This window comes from Pseudomonas marginalis (genome assembly GCF_008692035.1).
GTDB classification, from domain to species: Bacteria; Pseudomonadota; Gammaproteobacteria; order Pseudomonadales; family Pseudomonadaceae; genus Aquipseudomonas; species Aquipseudomonas marginalis.
The window spans coordinates 553354-575633 of record NZ_VTFG01000001.1; the positions used below are offsets into that span (position 1 = coordinate 553354).

At 62.8% G+C, this 22280-nt stretch carries 19 protein-coding genes; 15 read left to right on the forward strand and 4 right to left on the reverse strand.

What is annotated here, in order from left to right:
- Positions 1-107 precede the first annotated feature (107 nt).
- The 11 genes from arnC (at position 108) to FX984_RS02290 (ending at position 12775) form a co-directional block, all read left to right on the forward strand.
- Positions 108-1145: an undecaprenyl-phosphate 4-deoxy-4-formamido-L-arabinose transferase gene (gene arnC, locus FX984_RS02240; protein WP_027605857.1), complete on the forward strand. Its 1038-nt coding sequence runs from the start codon at positions 108-110 to the stop codon at positions 1143-1145.
- Positions 1142-3133: a bifunctional UDP-4-amino-4-deoxy-L-arabinose formyltransferase/UDP-glucuronic acid oxidase ArnA gene (arnA, locus tag FX984_RS02245; RefSeq protein ID WP_092358011.1), complete on the forward strand. Its 1992-nt coding sequence runs from the start codon at positions 1142-1144 to the stop codon at positions 3131-3133. The genes arnC and arnA overlap by 4 nt, the downstream gene beginning before the upstream one ends.
- A complete protein-coding gene (arnD, locus tag FX984_RS02250; protein WP_027605859.1) occupies positions 3133-4017 on the forward strand; it encodes a 4-deoxy-4-formamido-L-arabinose-phosphoundecaprenol deformylase in 885 nt (294 codons plus the stop codon). Before arnA ends, arnD begins: the two co-directional genes overlap by 1 nt.
- Positions 4014-5669, forward strand: a complete 1656-nt coding sequence (gene arnT / locus FX984_RS02255; RefSeq protein ID WP_146476336.1) for a lipid IV(A) 4-amino-4-deoxy-L-arabinosyltransferase — start codon at positions 4014-4016, stop codon at positions 5667-5669. The genes arnD and arnT overlap by 4 nt, the downstream gene beginning before the upstream one ends.
- Entirely contained in the window at positions 5666-6013 is a 348-nt protein-coding gene (gene arnE, locus FX984_RS02260) for a 4-amino-4-deoxy-L-arabinose-phosphoundecaprenol flippase subunit ArnE (RefSeq protein ID WP_065941524.1), read from the forward strand. Before arnT ends, arnE begins: the two co-directional genes overlap by 4 nt.
- Positions 6010-6423, forward strand: a complete 414-nt coding sequence (gene arnF / locus FX984_RS02265; RefSeq protein ID WP_092358009.1) for a 4-amino-4-deoxy-L-arabinose-phosphoundecaprenol flippase subunit ArnF — start codon at positions 6010-6012, stop codon at positions 6421-6423. Before arnE ends, arnF begins: the two co-directional genes overlap by 4 nt.
- Positions 6420-7799 carry a UDP-glucose dehydrogenase family protein gene (locus FX984_RS02270; RefSeq protein WP_027605863.1) on the forward strand — a complete coding sequence of 460 codons (1380 nt, stop codon included), beginning with the start codon at positions 6420-6422 and terminating at the stop codon, positions 7797-7799. Before arnF ends, FX984_RS02270 begins: the two co-directional genes overlap by 4 nt.
- A gap of 3 nt (positions 7800-7802) precedes the next feature.
- Positions 7803-9425, forward strand: a complete 1623-nt coding sequence (locus FX984_RS02275; RefSeq protein ID WP_027605864.1) for an ArnT family glycosyltransferase — start codon at positions 7803-7805, stop codon at positions 9423-9425.
- 239 nt (positions 9426-9664) lie between these two features.
- Positions 9665-10375, forward strand: coding sequence for an HPP family protein (locus FX984_RS02280; RefSeq protein ID WP_065927526.1), 711 nt, complete (start codon positions 9665-9667; stop codon positions 10373-10375).
- Positions 10376-10516: 141 nt separating this feature from the next.
- Positions 10517-11620, forward strand: coding sequence for an enoyl-CoA hydratase/isomerase family protein (locus FX984_RS02285; protein WP_146476335.1), 1104 nt, complete (start codon positions 10517-10519; stop codon positions 11618-11620).
- 3 nt (positions 11621-11623) lie between these two features.
- On the forward strand, positions 11624-12775 hold the full coding sequence (locus FX984_RS02290; protein WP_027605867.1) for an acyl-CoA dehydrogenase family protein: 1152 nt from the start codon (positions 11624-11626) through the stop codon (positions 12773-12775).
- 83 nt (positions 12776-12858) lie between these two features.
- On the opposite strand, the gene FX984_RS02295 is transcribed toward FX984_RS02290, so the two are convergent.
- The 4 genes from FX984_RS02295 to FX984_RS02310 are packed head-to-tail and all read right to left on the reverse strand — an operon-like array spanning position 12859 to position 16748.
- On the reverse strand, positions 12859-13632 hold the full coding sequence (locus FX984_RS02295; RefSeq protein WP_027605868.1) for an enoyl-CoA hydratase: 774 nt from the start codon (positions 13630-13632) through the stop codon (positions 12859-12861).
- A gap of 11 nt (positions 13633-13643) precedes the next feature.
- Positions 13644-14771 carry an acyl-CoA dehydrogenase gene (locus FX984_RS02300; protein ID WP_027605869.1) on the reverse strand — a complete coding sequence of 376 codons (1128 nt, stop codon included), beginning with the start codon at positions 14769-14771 and terminating at the stop codon, positions 13644-13646.
- 12 nt (positions 14772-14783) lie between these two features.
- The gene (locus FX984_RS02305) at positions 14784-15968 is read right to left on the reverse strand and encodes an acetyl-CoA C-acyltransferase (protein ID WP_027605870.1); all 1185 of its coding nucleotides are present in this window, start codon (positions 15966-15968) and stop codon (positions 14784-14786) included.
- A gap of 12 nt (positions 15969-15980) precedes the next feature.
- Positions 15981-16748: an SDR family NAD(P)-dependent oxidoreductase gene (locus FX984_RS02310; RefSeq protein WP_027605871.1), complete on the reverse strand. Its 768-nt coding sequence runs from the start codon at positions 16746-16748 to the stop codon at positions 15981-15983.
- A gap of 200 nt (positions 16749-16948) precedes the next feature.
- On the opposite strand from FX984_RS02310, the gene FX984_RS02315 reads away from it, so the two are divergent.
- The 4 genes from FX984_RS02315 (at position 16949) to FX984_RS02330 (ending at position 22253) form a co-directional block, all read left to right on the forward strand.
- Entirely contained in the window at positions 16949-17842 is an 894-nt protein-coding gene (locus FX984_RS02315; RefSeq protein ID WP_027605872.1) for a bestrophin family protein, read from the forward strand.
- 71 nt (positions 17843-17913) lie between these two features.
- Positions 17914-18972: a tetratricopeptide repeat protein gene (locus tag FX984_RS02320; RefSeq protein ID WP_154905226.1), complete on the forward strand. Its 1059-nt coding sequence runs from the start codon at positions 17914-17916 to the stop codon at positions 18970-18972.
- A 111-nt stretch (positions 18973-19083) separates the two neighbouring features.
- Positions 19084-20586: an ATPase domain-containing protein gene (locus FX984_RS02325; RefSeq protein ID WP_027605874.1), complete on the forward strand. Its 1503-nt coding sequence runs from the start codon at positions 19084-19086 to the stop codon at positions 20584-20586.
- Entirely contained in the window at positions 20583-22253 is a 1671-nt protein-coding gene (locus tag FX984_RS02330; RefSeq protein ID WP_092357997.1) for a response regulator, read from the forward strand. Before FX984_RS02325 ends, FX984_RS02330 begins: the two co-directional genes overlap by 4 nt.
- Positions 22254-22280: the final 27 nt, after the last annotated feature.

Consider the following 22280-nt stretch of genomic DNA (forward strand, 5'->3'; position numbering starts at 1 on the left):
TTACGCTTCATCTTTAGTGCCGCTTTTTAAGTGCGGGCCAGGTGTTCGTCCAATGATTACTACTGCTTTCACGCGCCAAGTTGCTCCAGTCCCGAGGTCATGAATCTTTGAAACCCTACCCTATTCATTGCGTGTCGATCGTTATCCCGGTCTACAACGAACAAGAAAGCCTGCCTGAACTGCTGCGTCGTACCACTGCCGCCTGCAAGCAACTGGCCTACGAATACGAAATCATCCTGGTGGATGACGGTAGCCGCGACAACTCCGCCCAATTGCTCGAAGACGCCGCCGCGCAAGACGGCAGCAACGTGGTGGCGGTGATCCTCAATCGCAACTACGGGCAGCACGCGGCGATCATGGCCGGTTTCGAGCAGTGCCGGGGCGACGTGGTGATTACCCTCGACGCCGATCTGCAGAACCCCCCCGAAGAAATCCCGCGCCTGGTTGAACAGGCCGCCCTGGGCTACGACGTTGTCGCCACGGTACGCAACAATCGCCAGGACTCGGCTTTTCGCCGCTGGCCTTCGCGCCTGATCAACCTCGCCGTGCAACGCTCCACCGGCGTGGCCATGAGCGACTACGGCTGCATGCTGCGCGCTTACCGGCGCACCATCGTCGACGCCATGCTCGCCTGCCGCGAGCGCAGCACCTTCATCCCGATCCTGGCCAACGGCTTTGCTCGTCACACCACCGAGATCCTGGTGCACCACGCCGAGCGTGAACACGGCGAATCCAAATACAGCGCCATGCGCCTGATCAGCCTGATGTTCGACCTGCTGACCTGCATGACCACCACGCCGCTGCGCTTGCTGTCCATCGTCGGCTTCAGTCTGGCGGCGCTGGGCGTGTTCTTCGCCTTTGCGTTGATCGTGATGCGCCTGGCCTTCGGCGCCGACTGGGCCGGTGACGGTCTGTTCGTACTGTTCGCGGTGCTGTTCGTGTTCACCGGCGGCCAGTTCATCGGCATGGGCCTGCTGGGCGAATACCTGGGGCGCATGTACAGCGACGTGCGCGCCCGCCCCCGCTTCTTTATTGAAAAAGTGCTGCGCAACCAACCGGCGGCACCGGCACCCGTGGTCGTCGTCGACGGCCTGGTGTCCTCCCATTCCACCACTACTTTTCCTTCCGATCAGGTTTCGTCATGAATTCAAAAGCCGTTGTCTTCGCTTACCACGATATTGGCTGTGCGGGCATTGAAGCCCTGCTGACTGCCGGCTACGACATTGCCGCCGTGTTCACCCATGCCGACGACCCCAAGGAAAACAATTTCTACGGCTCCGTCGCCCAACTCTGCGCGCGCAACGGCATCCCGGTACACGCGCCGGAAGACGCCAACCACCCGCTGTGGATCGAGCGCATCGCCAAGTTGAACCCGGACTACATTTTTTCTTTCTACTACCGCAACCTGCTGAGCGAACCGCTGTTGGCCACCGCCAGCAAAGGCGCGTTCAACCTGCACGGCTCGTTGCTGCCTAAATACCGTGGCCGTGCCCCGGCCAACTGGGTGCTGGTCAACGGCGAAACCGAAACCGGCGTGACCCTGCACCGCATGGTCAAGCGCGCCGATGCCGGGGCGATCCTGGCCCAGCAAAAAGTCGGGATCGAGCGCACCGACACCGGCCTGACCCTGCACGCCAAGCTGCGTGATGCGGCCACCAGCCTGCTGCGCGACGCCCTGCCGCAACTGGCTGCGGGCAAGCTGAGCGAGACGGCTCAGGACGAAAGCCAGGCCACCTACTTTGGTCGCCGTACGGCTGCCGACGGCAAGCTGGAGTGGAAAAAACCCGCTGAAGAACTGTTCAACCTGGTGCGCGCGGTGACTCAACCGTACCCAGGCGCGTTCTGCGCCGTCGGCGAGCACAAGCTCATCGTCTGGCAAGCCGAAGTGGTCAAGGGCAATGAAGGCCTGGCGCCGGGCCGTGTGATCAGCGTCAACCCGCTGCGCATCGCCTGCGGCGAAGACTCCCTGGTGGTCAAGTTTGGCCAGCGCAATGACAACGGCCTGTACCTGGCGGGTCCGTCGCTGGCCAACGAACTGGGCCTGGTCGACGGCTCCGTGCTGCGCGGTGCCGAGTCCGGCCGCAAGCCGCGGCGGACCCGCGTGCTGATCCTCGGTGTGAACGGCTTTATCGGTAACCACCTGTCCGAGCGCCTGCTGCGTGACGACCGTTATGAAGTCTACGGCCTGGACATTGGCTCCGACGCCATCGAGCGCCTGCGCAGCCACCCGAACTTCCATTACGTCGAAGGCGACATCAGCATCCACACCGAGTGGATCGAGTACCACATCAAGAAGTGCGACGTGGTCCTGCCACTGGTGGCCATCGCCACACCGATCGAATACACCCGCAACCCGCTGCGCGTGTTCGAGCTGGACTTCGAAGAAAACCTCAAGCTGGTGCGCTACTGCGTCAAGTACAACAAGCGCGTGATTTTCCCGTCGACCTCCGAAGTCTATGGCATGTGCCAGGACCAGTATTTCGACGAAGACACCTCCAACCTGGTGGTCGGCCCGGTCAACAAGCAGCGCTGGATCTACTCGGTCTCCAAGCAACTGCTGGACCGCGTGATCTGGGCCTACGGCGCCAAGGGCCTGAACTTCACCCTGTTCCGTCCGTTCAACTGGATGGGCCCGCGCCTGGACCGCCTGGATTCGGCGCGTATCGGCAGCTCCCGGGCGATCACCCAGCTGATCCTGAACCTGGTGGAAGGTACGCCGATCCGCCTGTTCGACGGCGGCGAGCAGAAGCGTTGCTTCACTGACATCGCCGACGGTATCGAAGCCCTGGCGCGCATCATCGATAACGACAACGATGCCTGCAACGGCCAGATCATCAACATCGGCAACCCGGAAAACGAAGCCAGCATCCGCCAGTTGGGCGAAGAGCTGCTGCGTCAGTTCGAGGCGCACCCGCTGCGCGGCAACTTCCCACCGTTCGCCGGTTTCCGCGACGTCGAAAGCAAGGCGTTCTACGGCACCGGTTACCAGGACGTGGCGCACCGCAAGCCAAGCATCGAAAACGCCAAGCGCCTGCTGAACTGGGAGCCGACCGTGGAGATGAGCGAAACCATCGGCAATACGCTGGACTTCTTCCTGCGTGAAGCCATGCTCGAAATCGCGGACAAAAAGTAATGAAGGCAGGCTTGCGCATCGACGTCGATACCTACCGCGGCACCCGTGAAGGCGTGCCACGGTTGCTCGAATCCCTGGATGAGGCCGGGGTCAAGGCGACGTTCTTCTTCAGTGTCGGGCCGGACAACATGGGGCGCCACTTGTGGCGCCTGATTCGCCCGCAGTTCCTGTGGAAGATGCTGCGTTCCAACGCGGCCGGCCTGTACGGCTGGGACATCCTGCTGGCCGGCACCGCCTGGCCAGGCAAGCCGATCGGTCGTGACCTGGGGCACTTGATGCGCCAGGCCAAGGCGGCGGGGCATGAAGTCGGCCTGCACGCCTGGGATCACCACGGCTGGCAGGCCAACACCGGGCGTTGGAGCGATGCACAGCTGGTGGAGCAGATTCGACGCGGCGTGGAGACCTTGAGCGACATCCTCGGCGAGCGCATCGACTGTTCGGCGGCTGCTGGTTGGCGTGCCGATGAGCGGGTGGTGCAGGCCAAGCAAGGTTTCAACTTCCGCTACAACAGCGATTGCCGGGGTACCAGCCTGTTTCGGCCGACATTGGCCGATGGCAGCGCGGGTACGCCACAAATTCCGGTGGACCTGCCGACCTTCGACGAAGTCGTCGGGCCGGTGGTGGCCGCCAAAGACTTCAACGGCTTCATTCTTGACCGGTTTGCCGAGTCGAAGCTCAACGTCTACACGATCCACGCAGAAGTAGAAGGGATTCTGATGGCCAATGATTTTCGCCAGTTGCTCGCCCAGGCAGGGCAGCGCGGCATCGACTTCAACCCCCTGGGCGACTTGCTGCCTGCGGACCTGACCACCCTGCCCCGGCAACACCTGGTGCGCGGCGCCTTGAGCGGCCGTGAGGGGTGGCTCGGAGTGCAGCAGGCATGATCCGGCGTTGGGCCTTGCCCCTGCTCCTGTTGGCGTTCGGTGTGTTTTACCTGTTGCCGCTGGCCACCCACGGCCTGTGGATTCCGGATGAAACCCGCTATGCACAGATCAGCCAGGAAATGCTGCTGACCGGCAAGTGGGCCTCGCCGCACTTCATGGGGATCCGCTACTTCGAAAAACCGGCTGCCGGTTACTGGATGATCGCGCTGGGCCAGGCGATCTTCGGGCAGAACCTGTTTGGCGTGCGCTTCGCCTCGGCGCTGAGCACCGGCTTGAGCATCCTGCTGGTGTACCTGGTGTCGCGCCGCTTGTGGAATGACCCGCAAAAAAGCCTGGTCAGCAGTGTGCTGTACATGAGTTTTGTCAGCGTGGCGGCACTGGGCGGCTATGCCAACCTCGATCCGCAGTTCACGTTCTGGGTCAACCTGACCGGCGTCGCCCTGTGGTTCTGCTTCGACAGCACCACCCGCAACGGCCGCCTGGGGGCCTGGGCGCTGCTCGGTTTTGCCTGTGGCATGGGCTTTATGACCAAGGGCTTCCTCGCGTGGCTGTTGCCGGTGTTGATCGCCCTGCCCTACGCGATCTGGCAGAAACGCTTTCGCGAATTGCTCGGCTACGGCCTGGTCGCCGTGGTCGTGGCCATTGCGGTGAGCCTGCCGTGGGCCCTGGCCGTGCACCTGCAGGAGCCGGACTACTGGAACTTCTTCTTTTGGCACGAGCACATCCAGCGCTTTGCCGGCGACGATGCCCAGCATGCCGAACCGTTCTGGTATTACCTGCCGCTGCTGATTGCCTTCTGCCTGCCGTGGGTGGCGCTGTTGCCGTCCACCCTGAAACAGGCGTGGCAGGAAAAACGCGCGGCGAAAACCGCCTTCCTGTTGTTGTGGCTGCTGATGCCCCTGGCGTTTTTCAGCCTGGCCAAGGGCAAGTTGCCCTCCTACATCATGCCGTGCCTGCTGCCGCTGGCGTTGCTGATGGGCCACACCCTGGCCGACAAACTGGCCCAGGCCCGTGGGCGCGTGTTGCGCATCAACGGCTGGCTGAACCTGGTGATTGGCGTTGTGGCGTTACTGGCCCTGACCTGGTTCCAACTGAAAAAACCGGTGTACGAGCACGGCAGTGAAACCCTCAGCCTGGTGCTGGTGTTTGTCTTCCTGTTCGGCTGGATCGTTGCCAACCTGTTGCAGGCCTCGCGCCCGCTGCGCTTGTGGGCAGCGCCGGTGGTCGGCAGCTGGTTGCTGGTGGCGCTGGTCCCGGCCGCATTGCCCCATTCGGTGGTTTATAACAAGACCCCGGACCAGTTCATCATCGATCACCTCCAGGAGTTGAGCCAGACCAGCGCGTTGCTGAGCAACGACCTCGGCGCGGCCTCCGCCCTGGCGTGGCGCGTCAAGCGCCCGGACGTGACCCTCTATAACACCGTCGGCGAAGTGAAATATGGCTTGGCCTTCGACGATGCGGCCCATCACAAGGTCGACACCACGCAGGTCCAGCAATGGATGAGCGACGCGCGCAAACACGGCGCGGTCGGTGTGGTCATGCGCGTCAAGGGCGACGACGAACTCGCCGAAGTGGACTTGCTGCCCAAGGACGGCAAGCGCTACGAGCAAGGCAATATCGTGATCCTGGTGTTCCCGCAGGTTGCGCCATGATCACACTGCTCCTGTTATTGGCGGCCTGCCTGCTCACATGCATGGGCCAGGTCTCGCAGAAATTCGCCGTGGAAGGCTGGCGCGACCAGCCCGACGGTTGGGCGCTGAAACTGCGCTCGCCATGGTTGTGGTCGGCCCTGCTGTGCCTGGGTTTTGGTTTGCTGGTGTGGTTGCTGGTGTTGCAGCGCCTGGAAGTCGGCATCGCCTACCCGATGCTCAGCCTCAATTTTGTCCTGGTCACCCTGGTGGCGCGCTGTGTGTTCAAGGAGCCCATCGACACACGGCATTGGCTGGGTGTGGTGCTGGTGATTGCCGGTGTGGTGCTGCTGGGGCGCCAGGTATGAGCCGCGTGCGTGGGTTTGCCCTGGCCCTGGGCAGCGTTGGCCTGGTCAGCGCCGCCCAGTTGGGCATGCGCTGGAGCATGACGCGCCTGCCCTTGCCTACCGAATGGCTGACGGCGTTCCACAGCAATGCCATCGACTTCGCGGCGCTCGGCGTGGTGAGCCTGGCGATCCTGGCCTACGCGCTGTCGATGCTCTGCTGGCTCGGCGCCCTCAAGCACCTGCCCCTGGGCCGCGCCTATTCGCTGCTGAGCATCAGCTATGCGCTGGTGTACCTGCTGGCCGCCAGCCTGCCGGTGTTCAACGAACATTTTTCCCTCTCGAAAACCCTGGGGGTGGCGCTTGTCATCCTTGGTGTGCTGGTTATTAACTCTCGCCGTGCTAGCGCTGCAAGCGCCAGGAATGCCCCATGAAAATCAGTGTATTTGGTAGTGGTTACGTCGGTCTGGTACAGGCCACCGTATTAGCCGAAGTCGGTCACGATGTCATCTGCATGGACGTCGATCAGAACAAGGTCAAGCTCCTGCAGCAAGGCCATGTGAGCATCTTCGAGCCGGGGCTGGCGGCCATGGTCAAGGAAAACCTGGAGAGCGGGCGACTGCACTTCACCTTTGACGAAAAGCTTGCCGTCGAACACGGCGAAGTGCTGTTTATCGCGGTGGGTACGCCGTCGGATGAAGACGGCTCGGCCGACCTCAAGTACGTGCTGTCGGTGGGTGACGCAGTAGCCCGCCACCGTATCGAACCGGTGATCCTGGTGGAGAAATCCACCGTCCCGGTTGGCACCGGCGACACCCTGCGCGCCCATATCGAAAAAGCCCTGCACCTGGCCGGCCGGCACCTGGAGTTCGATATCGTCTCCAACCCGGAATTCCTCAAGGAGGGCTCGGCCGTTTCCGACTGCCGCCGCCCGGACCGCATCATCATCGGCTGCGAGCGCGAAGAAGTGCGCGACGTGATGCGCGACCTGTACGCGCCGTTCAACCGCAACCACGACCGCATCATCTTCATGGACCTGCGCAGCGCCGAACTGACCAAATACGCCGCCAACTGCATGCTGGCGACCAAGATCAGCTTTATCAACCAGATCGCCGAGCTGGCCGAACACCTGGGTGCCGACATCGAAGCCGTGCGCCTGGGCATCGGCGCCGACTCGCGCATCGGCTATCACTTTATCTACCCCGGCTGCGGCTACGGCGGCTCGTGCTTCCCCAAGGACATGCGTGCCTTGATCCACAGCGCCAAGCAGGCCAACTGCTCCAGCGACCTGCTGGAAGCCGTGGAAGCCATCAATCAGCGCCAGAAGAGCAAGCTGTTCGAGCGTATCAATGCGTTCTTCCAGGGCAACCTGCGCGGCAAGACCTTTGCCCTGTGGGGCCTGGCGTTCAAGCCCAACACCGACGACATGCGCGACGCACCCAGCCGCGTGCTGATGGAAGCGTTGTGGGCCGCCGGCGCCACTGTACGGGCGTTCGACCCGGAAGCCATGCAGGAAACCCAGCGTATCTACGCTGACGAGGAGCGACTGATGCTGATGGGCACGCCGGAATCCACCTTGCTCGGCGCCGATGCGCTGATCGTCTGCACCGAATGGCAGCAGTTCAAGGCGCCCGACTTCGAGCTGATCCACCAGCGCCTGAAAACCCCGGTGATCTTCGACGGCCGCAACCTGTATGACGGTGAGCGCCTGGCGCGCAAGGGCTTCCAGTATTACCCGATCGGTCGTGGCGATTCCTGCCAGTTGCCGATCCCCCAGCAACAGTGGGTGCCGCAGGTCGTGGAAGCCTGATTCGTGAACAAAGCTCAACCGCCCCTGCTCAGCCCGACGATCCGCCGCCAATCCCTCGTCTTGGGATTGCTGGCGCTGCTGTTGTTCATCGCCGGCAGCTGGCACCAGGCGATTATCGGTTTCGACTCACGCTTCGTGGTGTTTGCCCAGGAGATGCTGCGCCATGGGCCGGGTTTTTTCCCCACCACCTACGGGCAGCCGTATGCCGATTACCTGGCCACCTCGACGCTGATGACCTGGCTGTTGTCCCTGCCCCTGGGCGAGGTCACCAGCCTCACGGCCTGGCTGCCCACGTCGATTGCCTCGGCAGTGATCGTCATCCTGGTGTATCGCCTGACGGCGCCCTACTCCCAGCGTTGGGGGCTGCTGAGCATCGCGCTGTTGTTGCTGAGCAGTACCTTCATCAGTGAAACCCGTGCGGTGTCCCTTGACCAGATGCTCGCCGCCATCGCCCTGGCGGTGTTCTACCTCGGTTATGCCCATGACCATTTCGGTGCGGGCAGACGCCTGTACTGGCTGTACCTGCTGCTGATCCTCGGCTTTGCGATTCGCGGGCCGATCGGGCTGGTCATTCCCACGGGCGTGCTGTGCAGCTACTACCTGATCAACCGGCAATGGCGCCAACTGTTCAGCTTTGGCCTGCTGGCCCTGGCGCTGCTGGCGGCCTGTGTCGGCCTGCTGTTGCTGATGGCCAAGCTCAGTGGCGGCGAAAGCTTCATGCAGGATGTGATCCGCATGCAGTTCCTGGGGCGAATGGACGGCAGTGAAGGCTCCAGCGGCGCGTTGTATTACTTCACCAGCTCGCTGGGCAACTACGCCCTCGCCTATCCCGTGGCGCTGCTGGTGCTGCTGGCGGTTGCGGTCGGTGGGCGCCGCGTGCCGACACCGGCGTTGCAACTGGTGCTGTACTGCGCCGCGGCAGGCTTGCTGGTGATGCTGGGCCTGTCGATTCCCCAGGCAAAGAAGGCCCGCTATGTGCTGCCGATGTTGCCGATGGCGGCGATCATTGCGGCGTACCCGTTCCAGGCCGCTGAGGGGCGGTTGTTTGCAGGGTTGCGTGGGCTGATGTTGGGTCTATGGACGCTGCTGCCAGGCCTGCTGATCGTCGGGCTGGTATTCGCGCGGCCACGCTATCCGCAAGAGTTGAGCCAGCTGGGACCGGTGTTCGCCGTTCTCGGCGTGCTGCAAGCCTTGGCATTGCTGGCGTTGTTCAGGGCTCGCCTGCGGCCGCTGGGTCCGGCGCTTGCCGCCGTGCTTGCGGTGTGGGCAACCTATATTGCCGTGGTCGAACCGCTCGAACGCAGCGTCTACGACACCCGCACCTTTACCCTGCAAGTGCATGAGCAGGTCAAGCAACAGCGCGCCCCCGTGGTATTGCACGGCCTGGGCAAAGACGCCAAGGCGATCAAATACATGGTCAACCTCGACTGCGACCAGGTGCCGTTGTTTACCCAACAAGCCTCTGACCTGGCACCGCTGCAAGGGCCGGCGTGGCTGGTGATGAGCCAGGCGGATTTCGAAGGGCTCGAAGACCCGCGCTTTGCCTCTATCACGCCTACGTTGAGCGGTGAGTTCGACCGAAACCCCTATGTGCTGCTGCACCTGGCTAAACCTGCCCAACCTTGAGTTGCGTCTGAACCCCAACTGTAAACTCGATGGCCACATGCGGTAGCTATCTAGCGCTCCGCCACGCCTTGATAACCTCATTATTTTTGTATTTAACCCTCATTAATATGCATTGGCGCTGCCCTGCCGGGCGCGGCACACTGCGCGGGTTCCTCCCCCAAATGCAGGAACTTTCAAAGGGCTTTTCCGGGCAACCAGACAAGCCTTTTTTTTGCCCGCCGTTTATGGATTTCCTTTCAATGCGCTCTCGCTGGTTTCCCGCTGCTATCAACACCCGCCCCACCGAATGGAGCCGTGCCGCGATTGGCATGGCCTTGGGTACATTCTTCAGTGTGTGGCTCTGTGCCCAGGTTTTTGGCATGGAGGTGGCCCTGCACCTGCTCGGCCCACTGGGGGCATCGGCGGTGTTGTTGTTTGCGGTCTCGTCGGGTGCGCTGGCACAACCCTGGTCGATCATCGGCAGCTACCTGTGCGCCGGTGTCGTGGCATTGCTGGTGGCCCGCGTCCTTGGGCGCACCCTAGGCGGTGCCTGCCTGGCGGCCGGCATGGCCGTGGTGCTGATGTGCTGGCTGCGGTGCCTGCACCCGCCCGCCGGTGGCCTGGCCATGAGCCTGGTCCTGGCCGACCCTGCCTCCGCCGCCCTGGGCTGGCACGAATTGGGGGCCGTATTACTCGGCGCCGGTGCCTTGCTGGCCTGCGCATTGGCCTACAATAATGCGACGCGAACGCGCTACCCCAAGGGTGCTGTCGAGACGTCGACGACTGTCCTGCCTGACCCCAGGGCCGCCCGAGACCCCGCTATCACGGCCGCCGACTTGAAGCTGGCGCTGGCAGACATGGAGCAATTCTACGACGTGGCCCCGACGGAGCTGGAGCAATTGATCCATGCTGCAGAAACCCACGCTCGGCGCCGCAGCATCGGTGAAGTACTGGCAACCCGCGTGACCTGAACCCACGCCCGCCACCCTGCATAAATGCAAAAACGACCTGCATGATTCCGGGTTGTACTGTGCAAATTTGCACTGATACTCTCACAAGAGTGTTTACTCACGAACATCTTGATAAAGAACAATAAAAGCAGGGAGTTACAGATGACTGCTCAGGTTTCAAGCGAAGCAAGCAGCGCCGAGAGGCGTCAGGACGACGTACTGGCCGAAGTACGCAACCATATCGGTCACCTCACCCTCAATCGCCCCGCCGGCTTGAATGCCATCACCCTGGACATGGTCCGCCGCCTCGCGCAACAGCTGCAGGCCTGGTCAGACGACCCGCAGGTGCATGCCGTAGTCCTGCGCGGTGCGGGCGACAAGGCATTTTGTGCCGGCGGCGATATCCGCTCCCTGTACGATAGTTTCAAACGCGGCGACACCCTGCACGAAGACTTCTTCGTCGAGGAATACGCGCTGGACCTGGCCATCCACCATTACCGCAAGCCCGTACTGGCCCTGATGGACGGGTTTGTCCTGGGCGGCGGCATGGGCCTGGTGCAGGGGGCGGATTTGCGCGTCGTCACCGAACGCAGCCGCCTGGCGATGCCGGAGGTGGCGATCGGTTACTTCCCGGACGTCGGTGGCAGCTACTTCCTGCCGCGTATTCCCGGTGAGCTGGGCATTTACCTCGGCGTGACGGGCGTGCAGGTTCGCGCGGCAGACGCCCTGTATTGCGGGTTGGCCAACTGGTACCTGGACAGCGCCAAGCTGGCCAGCCTCGACCAGAAACTCGACAGCCTGCAATGGCACGAGTCGCCCCTCAAAGACCTGCAAGGCGTGCTGGCCAAGCTGGCGGTGCAGCGCCTGCCCGACCCGCCGCTGGCCGCATTGCGCCCGGCTATCGACCACTTCTTCGGCCTGCCGGACATTCCGAGCATTGTCGAGCAGCTCCAGGAAGTCACTGTCGCCGACAGCCATGAGTGGGCACTGAACACCGTCCACCTGATGCAGACCCGCTCGCCCCTGGCCATGGCCGTGACCCTGGAAATGCTGCGACGCGGCCGGCGCCTGCCGTTGGAACAGTGCTTTGCCCTGGAGCTGCACCTTGACCGCCAATGGTTCGAACGCGGCGACCTGATCGAAGGGGTCCGCGCGCTGATCATCGACAAGGACAAGAACCCTCGCTGGAACCCGCCGACGCTCCATGGACTGGACAAAAGCCACGTCGACAGCTTCTTTCATCACTTCGAGCAGGTTGCGAAATAAGCCATGCAAGACATTGAATATACTGAAGAACAGGTAATGATCCGTGACATGGCGCGCGACTTCGCCCGTGGTGAAATCGCCCCCCATGCCCAAGCCTGGGAAAAAGCCGGCTGGATCGACGACGCCCTGGTGGCGAAGATGGGCGAACTGGGCCTGTTGGGCATGGTAGTGCCGGAAGAATGGGGCGGTACCTATGTCGACTACGTGGCGTATGCCCTGGCCGTGGAAGAGATCTCGGCCGGCGATGGCGCCACCGGCGCACTGATGAGTATCCATAATTCAGTGGGTTGCGGGCCAATCCTCAACTACGGCACCGATGCCCAGAAACACACCTGGCTGGCCGACCTCGCCAGTGGCCAGGCGATTGGCTGCTTCTGCCTGACCGAACCCCAGGCCGGCTCCGAGGCCCACAACCTGCGCACCCGCGCCGAACTGCGCGACGGCCAGTGGGTGATCAATGGCGCCAAGCAGTTCGTCAGCAACGGCAAGCGCGCCAAGCTGGCGATTGTATTTGCCGTGACCGACCCGGACCTGGGCAAGAAAGGCATTTCCGCGTTCCTGGTCCCCACCGACACCCCGGGGTTTGTGGTCGACCGCACCGAGCACAAGATGGGTATTCGCGCCTCGGACACCTGCGCCGTCACCCTCAACCACTGCAGCGTGCCCGAGGCCAACCTGCTCGGCGAGCGTGGCAAAGGCCTGGCCATCGCCCTGTCCAACCTCGAAGGCGGTCGCATCGGCATTGCCGCCCAAGCCCTGGGCATCGCCCGTGCGGCCTTTGAGGCGGCGCTGGCCTATGCCCGCGACCGGGTGCAATTCGACAAGGCGATCATCGAACACCAAAGCGTGGCCAACCTGCTGGCGGACATGCAAACCCGCCTGAACGCTGCCCGTTTACTGATCCTGCATGCGGCGCGCCTACGCAGCGCCGGCAAGCCCTGCCTCTCGGAAGCGTCCCAGGCCAAGCTGTTTGCCTCGGAAATGGCCGAGCAGGTCTGCTCCAGCGCGATGCAGATTCATGGCGGCTATGGATATCTGGAGGATTACCCGGTGGAGCGTTACTACCGGGACGCGCGGATCACGCAGATTTACGAAGGGACCAGCGAGATACAGCGGATGGTGATTGCCCGGGAACTCAAAAACTACCAGCTGTAAGAACTGCAAGTCTTAAGCTGCAAGCTTCAAGTAAAAGCGCATTGGCGATTACTTGAAGCTTGCAGCTATACAGCTTGCAACGGCTACTTATCCTTGAACTCCGGCGCGCGCTTGGCCACAAACGCCGCCATGCCTTCCTTCTGGTCCTGCGTGGCGAACGCGGCATGGAACACCCGGCGCTCAAAGCGCACGCCTTCCGACAGGCTCACTTCAAACGCACGGTTCACGCTTTCCTTGACCATCATGCTGATCGGCACCGATTTGCCGGCAATCAGCGTGGCGACTTTCAGCGCTTCGTCGAGCAGTTCATCGGCGGGAACGATGCGCGCAACGATCCCGCAGCGCTCGGCTTCCACCGCATCGATAAACCGTCCGGTCAGGCACATTTCCATGGCCTTGGCCTTGCCCACCGCGCGGGTCAGGCGCTGGGTGCCGCCCATGCCCGGCAGCACGCCGAGGTTGATTTCCGGCTGGCCGAACTTGGCGCCGTCACCGGCCAGGATAAAATCGCACATCAGCGCCAGTTCGCAGCCGCCGCCGAGGGCGAAGCCGTTGACCGCGGCGATGATCGGCTTGCGCCGGTTGGCGACGCGATCGCTGTCGCTGAACAGGTCGTCGAGGTAGATCTGCGGGTAGGTCAGCTCGGCCATTTCCTTGATGTCGGCGCCGGCGGCGAAGGCTTTTTTCGAGCCGGTCAGCACGATGCAGCCGATTTCCGGGTTGGCTTCCAGGCCATCCAGGGCCTGGTTCAACTCACTGACCAACTGCGCATTCAGAGCATTCAGGGCTTGCGGGCGGTTGAGGGTAATCAGCCCGACGCGGCCTTGGACTTCGAGCAAAATCGTTTCGTAACTCATGTATCGGCTCCTTAGAGATTGCGTGAGATGACCATGCGTTGAATATCGCTGGTGCCTTCGTAAATCTGGCAGACCCGCACATCGCGGTAGATCCGCTCCACGGGGAAGTCGCTCAGGTAACCGTAACCGCCGAGGGTTTGCAAGGCGGCGGAGCAGACTTTCTCAGCCATTTCCGAGGCGAACAGCTTGGCCATGGAAGCTTCGACCAACGCCGGCTTGCCGCTGTCCCGCAGGGCGGCGGCGTAGTGCACCATCTGCCGCGCCACGGCGATTTGCGTGGCCATGTCCGCCAGGCGAAAGGCCACGGCCTGATGCTCAATGATCGGTTTGCCGAAGCTTTCGCGCTCGCGGGCGTAGTCGCGTGCAGCCTCAAACGCGGCGCGGGCCATGCCTACCGATTGCGAGGCGATGCCGACGCGACCGCCTTCAAGGTTGGCCAGGGCGATCCTGTAGCCCTCGCCCTCCTCCCCAAGGCGGTTGGCCACCGGCACCTTTACATCCTCGAACAGGATCTGGCAGGTATCGGAGGCATGCTGGCCGAGCTTGTCCTCGACCCGCGCCACGCTGTAGCCCGGCGAATCGGTGGGCACGATAAACGCGCTGATCCCACGCTTACCCGCTGCGGGGTCAGTCACCGCGAACACAATCACCACCCCGGCATTCTGGCCGGAGGTGATGAACTGTTTGCAGCCATTGAGCACGTAATGATCGCCTTCACGGCGTGCACGGGTTTTCAGGCCACTGGCATCCGAACCGGCTTGCGGCTCAGTCAGGGCGAAAGCACCGAGCATGGCGCCGCTGGCCAGGGGCTTGAGGAATTGTTCTTTCTGCTGATCGTTGCCGAAGCTCAGGATCGGCACGCAGCCCACCGAGTTGTGCACGCTCATGATGGTGGAGCAGGCGCCGTCACCGGCGGCGATTTCCTCCAGGGCCATGGCGTAGGCCAGGTAACCGGTGGCGCACCCGCCCCACTGTTCGGGTACCAGCATGCCGAAAAAGCCCAGTTCGGCCATCTCGCCGATGGCTTCCTTGGGAAAGCGGTGCTCACGGTCCCACTCGGCGGCAAACGGTTTGAGCCGCTCCTGGGCAAATTGCCGGGCGGCGTCGCTGATTTGCAGTTGTTCGTCATTGGGCAGCATTGGGCTCAGTCCTTAATACAGGCATTCGACGGCCATGGCCGTGGCTTCACCGCCGCCGATACAAATGGCGGCGACGCCCCGCTTGAGGCCTTTCTGGCGCAGGGCCGAGAGCAGAGTGACCAGGATCCGCGCGCCGGACGCGCCAATCGGGTGGCCCAGGGCGCAGGCACCGCCGTGGACATTGACCTTGGCGTGGGGGATTTCCAGCTTGCTCATGGTCACCAGGCTGACCACGGCAAAGGCTTCGTTGATTTCGAACAGATCGACGTTGTCGAGGCTCCAGCCGGTCTTGCTCATCAGCTTGCGAATCGCGCCCACCGGCGCCACCGGAAACAGCCCCGGTTCATCGGCAAACGCCGCATGCCCGTGGATCACCGCCAGCGGCTTGAGCCCACGCTTTTGCGCCTCGGACTCACGCATCAGCAGCAACGCTGCCGCGCCGTCGGAAATCGAGCTGGAATTGGCCGCCGTCACGGTGCCGCCTTCGCGGAACGCCGGTTTGAGGCCGGGGATTTTTTCCGGCCTGGCCTTGGGCGGTTGTTCGTCATGCAGGATGGTTTTCTGCTCTTTGCCGACGGTGACCTGTACCGGGACAATTTCGGCGGCGAAGCTGCCATGGGTGATTGCCTCCTGCGCACGGGTCAGCGACGCGATGGCAAACGCATCCTGCGCCTCACGGCTGAAGCCGTTGAGCTGCGCGCACTCCTCGGCAAAGGTGCCCATCAGGCGGCCCTTTTCATACGCATCTTCCAGGCCGTCAAGGAACATGTGATCGATGACGCGGCCATGGCCCATGCGATAGCCGCTGCGTGCGCGGTCCAGCAGGTAGGGCGCGTTGGACATGCTTTCCATGCCGCCGGCGATCACCACGTCGACGCTGCCGGCCAGCAGGGAATCATGGGCGAGGATCGCCGCTTCCATGCCCGAGCCGCACATCTTGTTGAGGGTGGTGCAACGCGTGGACTTATCCAACCCGGCGCCCAAGGCGGCTTGACGCGCAGGCGCCTGGCCCAGGCCGGCCGGCAGCACGCACCCAAACAACACTTCATCCACGGCATCGGCGGCGATGCCGGCACGCTCGACCGCCGCTCGGATGGCGGCAGAGCCCAGTTGCGGTGCGGTGAGGCCCTTGAGGTCGCCCTGGAACCCGCCCATGGGCGTGCGCACGGCGCTGACAATCACGATGGGATCATTCATGGCTCATCCTCCTTACTTGGCCGCCATGCGCAAGGCGCCGTCGAGACGGATCACCTCGCCGTTGAGCATGCTGTTTTCAATGATGTGCCGCACCAGCGCGGCGTATTCGGCAGGCTTGCCCAGGCGTGGCGGGAACGGCACGCCGGCGGCCAGGGAGTCGCGTACTTCCGGGGTCATGCCGGCCATCATCGGGGTTTCGAAAATGCCCGGGGCGATGGTCATCACGCGAATGCCGAAGCGCGCCAGCTCCCGTGCGGCGGGCAGGGTCAGGCTGGCTATCGCGCCTTTGGACGCCGCATAAGCGGCCTGCCCGATCTGCCCGTCGAACGCAGCCACCGAAGCGGTGTTGATGATCACCCCGCGCTCGCCGTCGGTGTTCGCTTCCGTTTCGGCGATCGCCGCCGCCGCCAGGCGCAGCAGGTTAAAGCTGCCGATCAGGTTGACGTTGATCACCTGGGCAAAGCTGGCCAGCCCATGGGGGCCAGTCTTGCCGAGGATCTTTTCACCGCGCACCACCCCCGCGCAGTTGACCAAGCCATGCAATCCGCCAAACGCCGCGACCGTTGCCTGCACGGCGGCTTCGGCTGCGGCCTCCTGGCTGATATCCGCCACTGCGCTGCGGGCGTTGTCGCCGAGCTGCCTGGCCTTGGCCGCCACGGCGTCGGCATTCAAATCCACCAGCATGACCTTGGCGCCGGCCGCGACCAGCATATCTGCGGTGGCCGCACCGAGGCCGGAAGCGCCGCCGCTGACCAGAAAAACCTTGTTCTCAATCTGCATTATTGTTTCCTTGAACGGTCGAGATCGTCGAAATAGTCGCTCTGCAACGCCACGGCAGCAATGGTCAAAGCCTTCAACATGGCTGACTGGTTTGGCCAATCATCGACCGCGCTGATCGTCCGGTCAGCCCAAGCGATTGGACGTGCGCAGTGCAAGCTCCTAACCTGAGGGCCTGCGCCACCGAAGAAGTCCTCCCCGCGATGATCGTACGTCCCAAACCGAACCTGCTGGGCATCCTGTTTTCCCTCAAGGGCTCGATTGCCAAGCGCATCGCCCTGCGCAGCCTGCTGGTCACGCTGCTGGCGTCGGTGATCGTGTTGGTGGAAACCCTGCACCCGGCCTATTTCTCCAAGGTCAACGCCACGCCCTTTACGTTGCTCGGGCTGTCGCTGTCGATCTTCATGAGTTTTCGCAATAACGCCTGCTATGACCGCTGGTGGGAAGGCCGCAAGCAACTGGGGCAGATGATCATCGAGGTGCGCTCGCTGATTCGCGAGACCCAGGTGCTCACTGACCCGACGGAGCGTGGGCGCCTGCTACGGGGCCTGGGCGGCTTCGCCCACGGGCTGGTCGCGCGCTTGCGCCACGAAGACGAAGCCCGGGCGATCCAGCCCTGGGCCAGTGTGGAAGCGAGTCATCCCAACCTGCCTGACCGGGTGCTGCAACAGATTGGCGCGGGATTTTCCGCCCTGGCCGAGCAAGGCGCCCTCAGCGAATGGCGTTACACCCAGTTGGAAACCCGCCTGGTCAGCCTCAGCCAGGTACAGGCCGCGTGCGAGCGCATCAAAAGCACACCGCTGCCCTTCCCCTACACCTTGCTGCTGCACCGCACCATTTACCTGTTCTGCATCCTCTTGCCGTTCGCCATGGCCGAACCCCTGGGCTGGCTGACGCCGGTGTTTACCGCCATTGTCAGCTACACCTTCTTCGGCCTCGATGAGATCGGCGACGACCTGGAAGACCCTTTCGGCTTTGACGAAAACGACCTGCCCTGCAATGCGATCCTGCGCACCCTGGAGCGTGAGCTGCTGGCCGCCCTCGGCGAAACCGACCTGCCGCCGGCCCTGGAACCGGTGGAATACGTGCTGACCTGATGCGGGTTTGACACCTGCCGTGGTCTGGCCGAAGCTTGCGGCTTTGCTTCTTCAGCTTTTCGGACGCCTGCATGTCAAAGTCACGCCGTTACTCCATCGTCGGCCTGTGCGCCCTGTTGTTGATTGTGCTGATCACCTGGTATTTCTCCCGCTCCGCCCAGGTGGCCGTGCCTCCTGCCATTGCCCACGGTTACTCAAAAGCCTTGAAACAGGCGCATAACGGCGAGCCGGGCGCCGCGCGCGTGCTGTATCAGCAATTGGGCCGGCCGGACCTGTCACCCGAGCGCCGCGCCGCGCTGCATGCCGAACTGCCCAACTACCCCAGCCCCCAGGCCTTGAAGCTCGCCGACAAAGACCTCACCAGCGACGCCCCGCAGGTGCGCGAAGCGGCCATCCACAGCATTGTCGGCCTGGTGCCCAGCGGCCAGCGCACCCTGCTGCTCGGCCCGGTGCTCGATGATCCCGAACAAAGCGTGCGCTTTGCCGCCGCCAATGCCCTGCTCGGCCTGTCGCCCGACACCTTGGGCCTGTATTTCGGGCCATTGCAGCAGGTATTGGACGAGTTCGTGAAAAAGCTCAAGGCCCAGCCGGAAACAGCTGAAGGCTGGATTCAACTGGCGCGCCTGTACATTCACAGCGCCCTGCTGCCTGAAGCGCAAAACGCCTTGGAACAGGCCATGCGCTTGCAGCCGGATAACCTGCAAGCGGTGGTGGCGCAGATCGAGTTGCTGGATAAACAGGGCAAGACCGATGAGTCCCGCCAACTGCTGGCCCGGCAACTGGCGGCGCACCCTGAGTCGGCTTACCTGCAACATGCCCTGGGTATGTGGCTGTTGCACCATGGCGAGCGCCCCTATGCGCTGCTCGGCCTGTCCAAGGCCGTGGAGCTGGAACCGGACAATCAGGATTACCGCTACGACCTCGCCACGACCCTGCATGCCCAGCAGGAGTTGGAAGCGGCCCAGCGCCAGTTGGAGGAAATCGTCCAGCGTCACCCGGCCAATCGCAAGGCGCGGGTGCTGTTGGTCAACTATTGGAAAGAAAGCGGCCAATTGCAGAATGTGCAGGTGCTGCTCGCCCAGCTCGAACAGCAAAACCCTGACGATCCGGCACTGCAGCAAGGCCTGTAGGCACAATAATCGCGCATCAGTTTGAACCGCCACAAAGCGCTACGGTCAAGAGAACATGGCGCGTCCACCTGGATGCGCATCCTCTACTCGTATGTGACCTGAGGGCACTTCTTGTCTACATCCAAAGCGTTGTTAACCGAAAAAGCAGCCATCGGCATCGAAGGTCTCGACGACATTCTTGCCGGAGGTCTATCGCGCAGCCACCTGTTCCTGCTGGAAGGCGAACCGGGTACCGGTAAAACTACGGTCGCCCTGCACTTCCTGCAGGCCGGGGCGAAAGCGGGTGAGCGAACGCTCTACATCACACTGTCCGAAACCGAGCGTGAGTTGCGCCAGGGCGCCGAGTCCCACGGTTGGGACCTGGACGACAATATTCATATCTTCGAACTGACCCCGCCGGAAAGCCTGCTGGATGCCGAGCATCAGCAGAGCCTGCTGTACTCTTCGGACCTGGAGCTGGGCGAAGCAACCCGGCAGATCTTCGAAGTGGTGGAACGGGTCAAGCCGACCCGAGTGGTCATCGACAGCCTCTCGGAAATCCGCCTGCTCGCGCAAAGCTCGCTGCGCTATCGCCGCCAGATCCTGGCGATCAAGCATTACTTCGTGCGCTACGACGCCACCGTGCTGCTGCTCGACGACCTGACCACCGAATCCCTCGACAAAACCGTGCACAGCGTGGCCCACGGGGTGATTCGCCTGGAAGAACTGACCCCCAACTACGGCGCCGAACGCCGTCGCGTGCGGGTGGTGAAATATCGCGGGCAGAAATATCGGGGTGGGTTTCACGACTTCACCATCATGCACGATGGCATTCACGTATTCCCGCGCCTGGTCGCCGCCGAGCATCGTGGCGGTTACATACGCCAGACCTTGAGCAGCGGCATTCGCGAGCTGGATGCCCTGATGGGCGGCGGCGTCGAGACCGGCTCCAGCAGCCTGATTCTCGGCCCGGCCGGTACCGGCAAGTCGCTGATCTCGATGATCTTCGCCGCAGCGGCGGTAGGCCGTGGCGAAAAGGCCGCGCTGTTTATCTTCGATGAAGAATTGGGTTTGCTGTTCGAGCGCATGAACAATATGGGCATCGACCTCGCCGCCCTGCAGGCCACCGGCAACCTGCTGATCGAACAGGTGGACGCGGCCGAGCTGTCCCCCGGCGAGTTTTCCCACCGCGTGCGCCGTTGTGTGGACGAGCGCGGGATCAAGACGGTGGTCATCGACAGTATCAATGGCTACCAGGCGGCAATGCCGGAAGAAAACGCGCTGATCCTGCATATGCATGAACTGCTGCTGTACCTCAACCGCCGTGGCGCGGCGACGTTCATGACCGTTGCGCAACATGGACTGGTCGGCGACATGCAGGCCCCTGTCGACATCACTTACCTGGCCGACACCGTGATTCTGCTGCGTTATTTCGAGGCGTTGGGCAAGGTGCGCCGCGCCATCTCGATTATCAAGAAACGCACCGGCGCCCATGAGTCGACTATCCGTGAATACCGTATCAGCAGCCGTGGCATGACCGTCGGAGAACCGCTGGACAATTTCCAAGGGGTTTTGCGCGGCATCCCGACCTACATGGGCGCCGGTTCGCCTTTGCTCAAGGATGAGGGCGTGTGACCACCATTTCACCTGTATCCGAACGCGCAATCGTCCTGGCGCCCATGGGCCGTGATGGTTCGTTGGCGCTGATGATGCTCAAGGAAGCCGGCTACACCGGCATGGTTGCCAGCAGCCTGCCCGCATTGTGCGAGGCCGTGGAGCAAGGCGCCGGCATGCTGATCATCGCAGCCGAAGCCCTGCGCGGCGCGGACCTGGAGCCCCTGCTGGAATACCTGCACCAGCAGCCCGCCTGGTCCGACCTGCCCATCGTGCTGATGACCCATCACGGCGGCAGCGAGCAGAACGGTTCATCCCACCTCAGCGGCCTGCTGGGCAACGTGACGTTCCTGGAGCGCCCCTTCCACCCCGTGACGCTGATCAGCCTGGTGAGCGCCGCCCTGCGCGGACGGCGTCGGCAATATGAGGCACGGGACAGGTTGATCGACCTGAGCGAGAGCGAACTGCGCCTGCAGCGCACCCTTGAGACGCTGGAACAGCAAGTCGAAGAACGCACGGCGCAGTTGCGCAGCAACGAAGAAGCCTTGCGCCAATCCCAGAAGATGGAAGCCGTCGGCCAGTTGACCGGCGGTATCGCCCATGACTTCAACAACATGCTCACCGGTATTATTGGCAGCCTGGAGCTGCTGCGAAGGCGCGTGTCCCGCGGCAAGCTGGATGATCTGGACAGCCTGATCGACCTCGGCGTGACCTCCGCCAACCGCGCCGCCGGCCTCACCCACCGCCTGCTGGCGTTCTCGCGGCGCCAGTCGCTGGACTCCAAGCCGGTACAGATCAACCAACTGGTGACCTCCATGGGCGAGCTGCTGCAACGCAGCCTCAACGAAAGCATCGCCTTGGACATGCGCCTGGACACTCAGTTGTGGACCGCCGAGGCCGACCCCAATCAACTGGAAAGTGCCCTGCTCAACCTGGCGCTCAACGCCCGGGATGCCATGCCGAGTGGGGGCCGCCTGGTTGTCGAAACCTGCAACCGTCACCTCGACAGCGTCTTCACCGCCGCCTACGGCACGCTCAAGCCCGGCGACTACGTGGAACTGAGTGTCAGCGACACCGGCTGCGGCATTCCGGAAAGCCTGTTGGGCCGGGTATTCGACCCCTTCTTTACCACCAAGCCCATTGGCCAGGGCACCGGCCTGGGCTTGTCGATGATCTACGGTTTCGCGCGCCAATCGCGGGGCCATGTAACCCTCCATAGCGAGGTAGGCAAAGGCACCACGGTGAGCCTGTTCCTGCCACGTTTTGTCGGCGAAATCACCCCCGATGTGACCGTGGACCCTGCCCTGTTGCCGATCGCCAACAGGGGGGAAACCGTGCTGATCGTCGAGGACGACCCGGCGGTGCGCGTGCTGGTCAGCCAGGTATTGAGTGAGCTGGGCTACGCCTTTGTCGAAGCGGGCGATGCCGATGGCGCACTGCCGATTATCGAATCCAGCCAGCGCATTGACCTGATGATCAGTGACGTCGGCTTGCCCGGCATGAATGGACGCCAACTGGCAGAGATAGGCAGGCAGGTTCGTCCGGACCTGAAGGTGCTGTTTATTACCGGATATGCCGAGCATGCGGCGGTGCGTGGTGGGTTCCTGGATCCGGGGATGCAGTTGATCACCAAGCCGTTTACCTTTGATTTGTTGACGGCGAAGGTGCGGGAGATGATTCGGGCGTAAATGGCCATTAGCCAAGCAGTGTCATTC

Coding starts and splice junctions, on each gene's coding strand:
- arnA (WP_092358011.1), top strand. CDS start 1,142: ATGAATTCAAAAGCCGTTGTCTTCGCTTACCACGATATTGGCTGTGCG.
- arnD (WP_027605859.1), top strand. CDS start 3,133: ATGAAGGCAGGCTTGCGCATCGACGTCGATACCTACCGCGGCACCCGT.
- arnT (WP_146476336.1), top strand. CDS start 4,014: ATGATCCGGCGTTGGGCCTTGCCCCTGCTCCTGTTGGCGTTCGGTGTG.
- arnE (WP_065941524.1), top strand. CDS start 5,666: ATGATCACACTGCTCCTGTTATTGGCGGCCTGCCTGCTCACATGCATG.
- arnF (WP_092358009.1), top strand. CDS start 6,010: ATGAGCCGCGTGCGTGGGTTTGCCCTGGCCCTGGGCAGCGTTGGCCTG.
- FX984_RS02270 (WP_027605863.1), top strand. CDS start 6,420: ATGAAAATCAGTGTATTTGGTAGTGGTTACGTCGGTCTGGTACAGGCC.
- FX984_RS02280 (WP_065927526.1), top strand. CDS start 9,665: ATGCGCTCTCGCTGGTTTCCCGCTGCTATCAACACCCGCCCCACCGAA.
- FX984_RS02285 (WP_146476335.1), top strand. CDS start 10,517: ATGACTGCTCAGGTTTCAAGCGAAGCAAGCAGCGCCGAGAGGCGTCAG.
- FX984_RS02290 (WP_027605867.1), top strand. CDS start 11,624: ATGCAAGACATTGAATATACTGAAGAACAGGTAATGATCCGTGACATG.
- FX984_RS02295 (WP_027605868.1), bottom strand. CDS start 13,632: ATGAGTTACGAAACGATTTTGCTCGAAGTCCAAGGCCGCGTCGGGCTG.
- FX984_RS02300 (WP_027605869.1), bottom strand. CDS start 14,771: ATGCTGCCCAATGACGAACAACTGCAAATCAGCGACGCCGCCCGGCAA.
- FX984_RS02305 (WP_027605870.1), bottom strand. CDS start 15,968: ATGAATGATCCCATCGTGATTGTCAGCGCCGTGCGCACGCCCATGGGC.
- FX984_RS02310 (WP_027605871.1), bottom strand. CDS start 16,748: ATGCAGATTGAGAACAAGGTTTTTCTGGTCAGCGGCGGCGCTTCCGGC.
- FX984_RS02315 (WP_027605872.1), top strand. CDS start 16,949: ATGATCGTACGTCCCAAACCGAACCTGCTGGGCATCCTGTTTTCCCTC.
- FX984_RS02320 (WP_154905226.1), top strand. CDS start 17,914: ATGTCAAAGTCACGCCGTTACTCCATCGTCGGCCTGTGCGCCCTGTTG.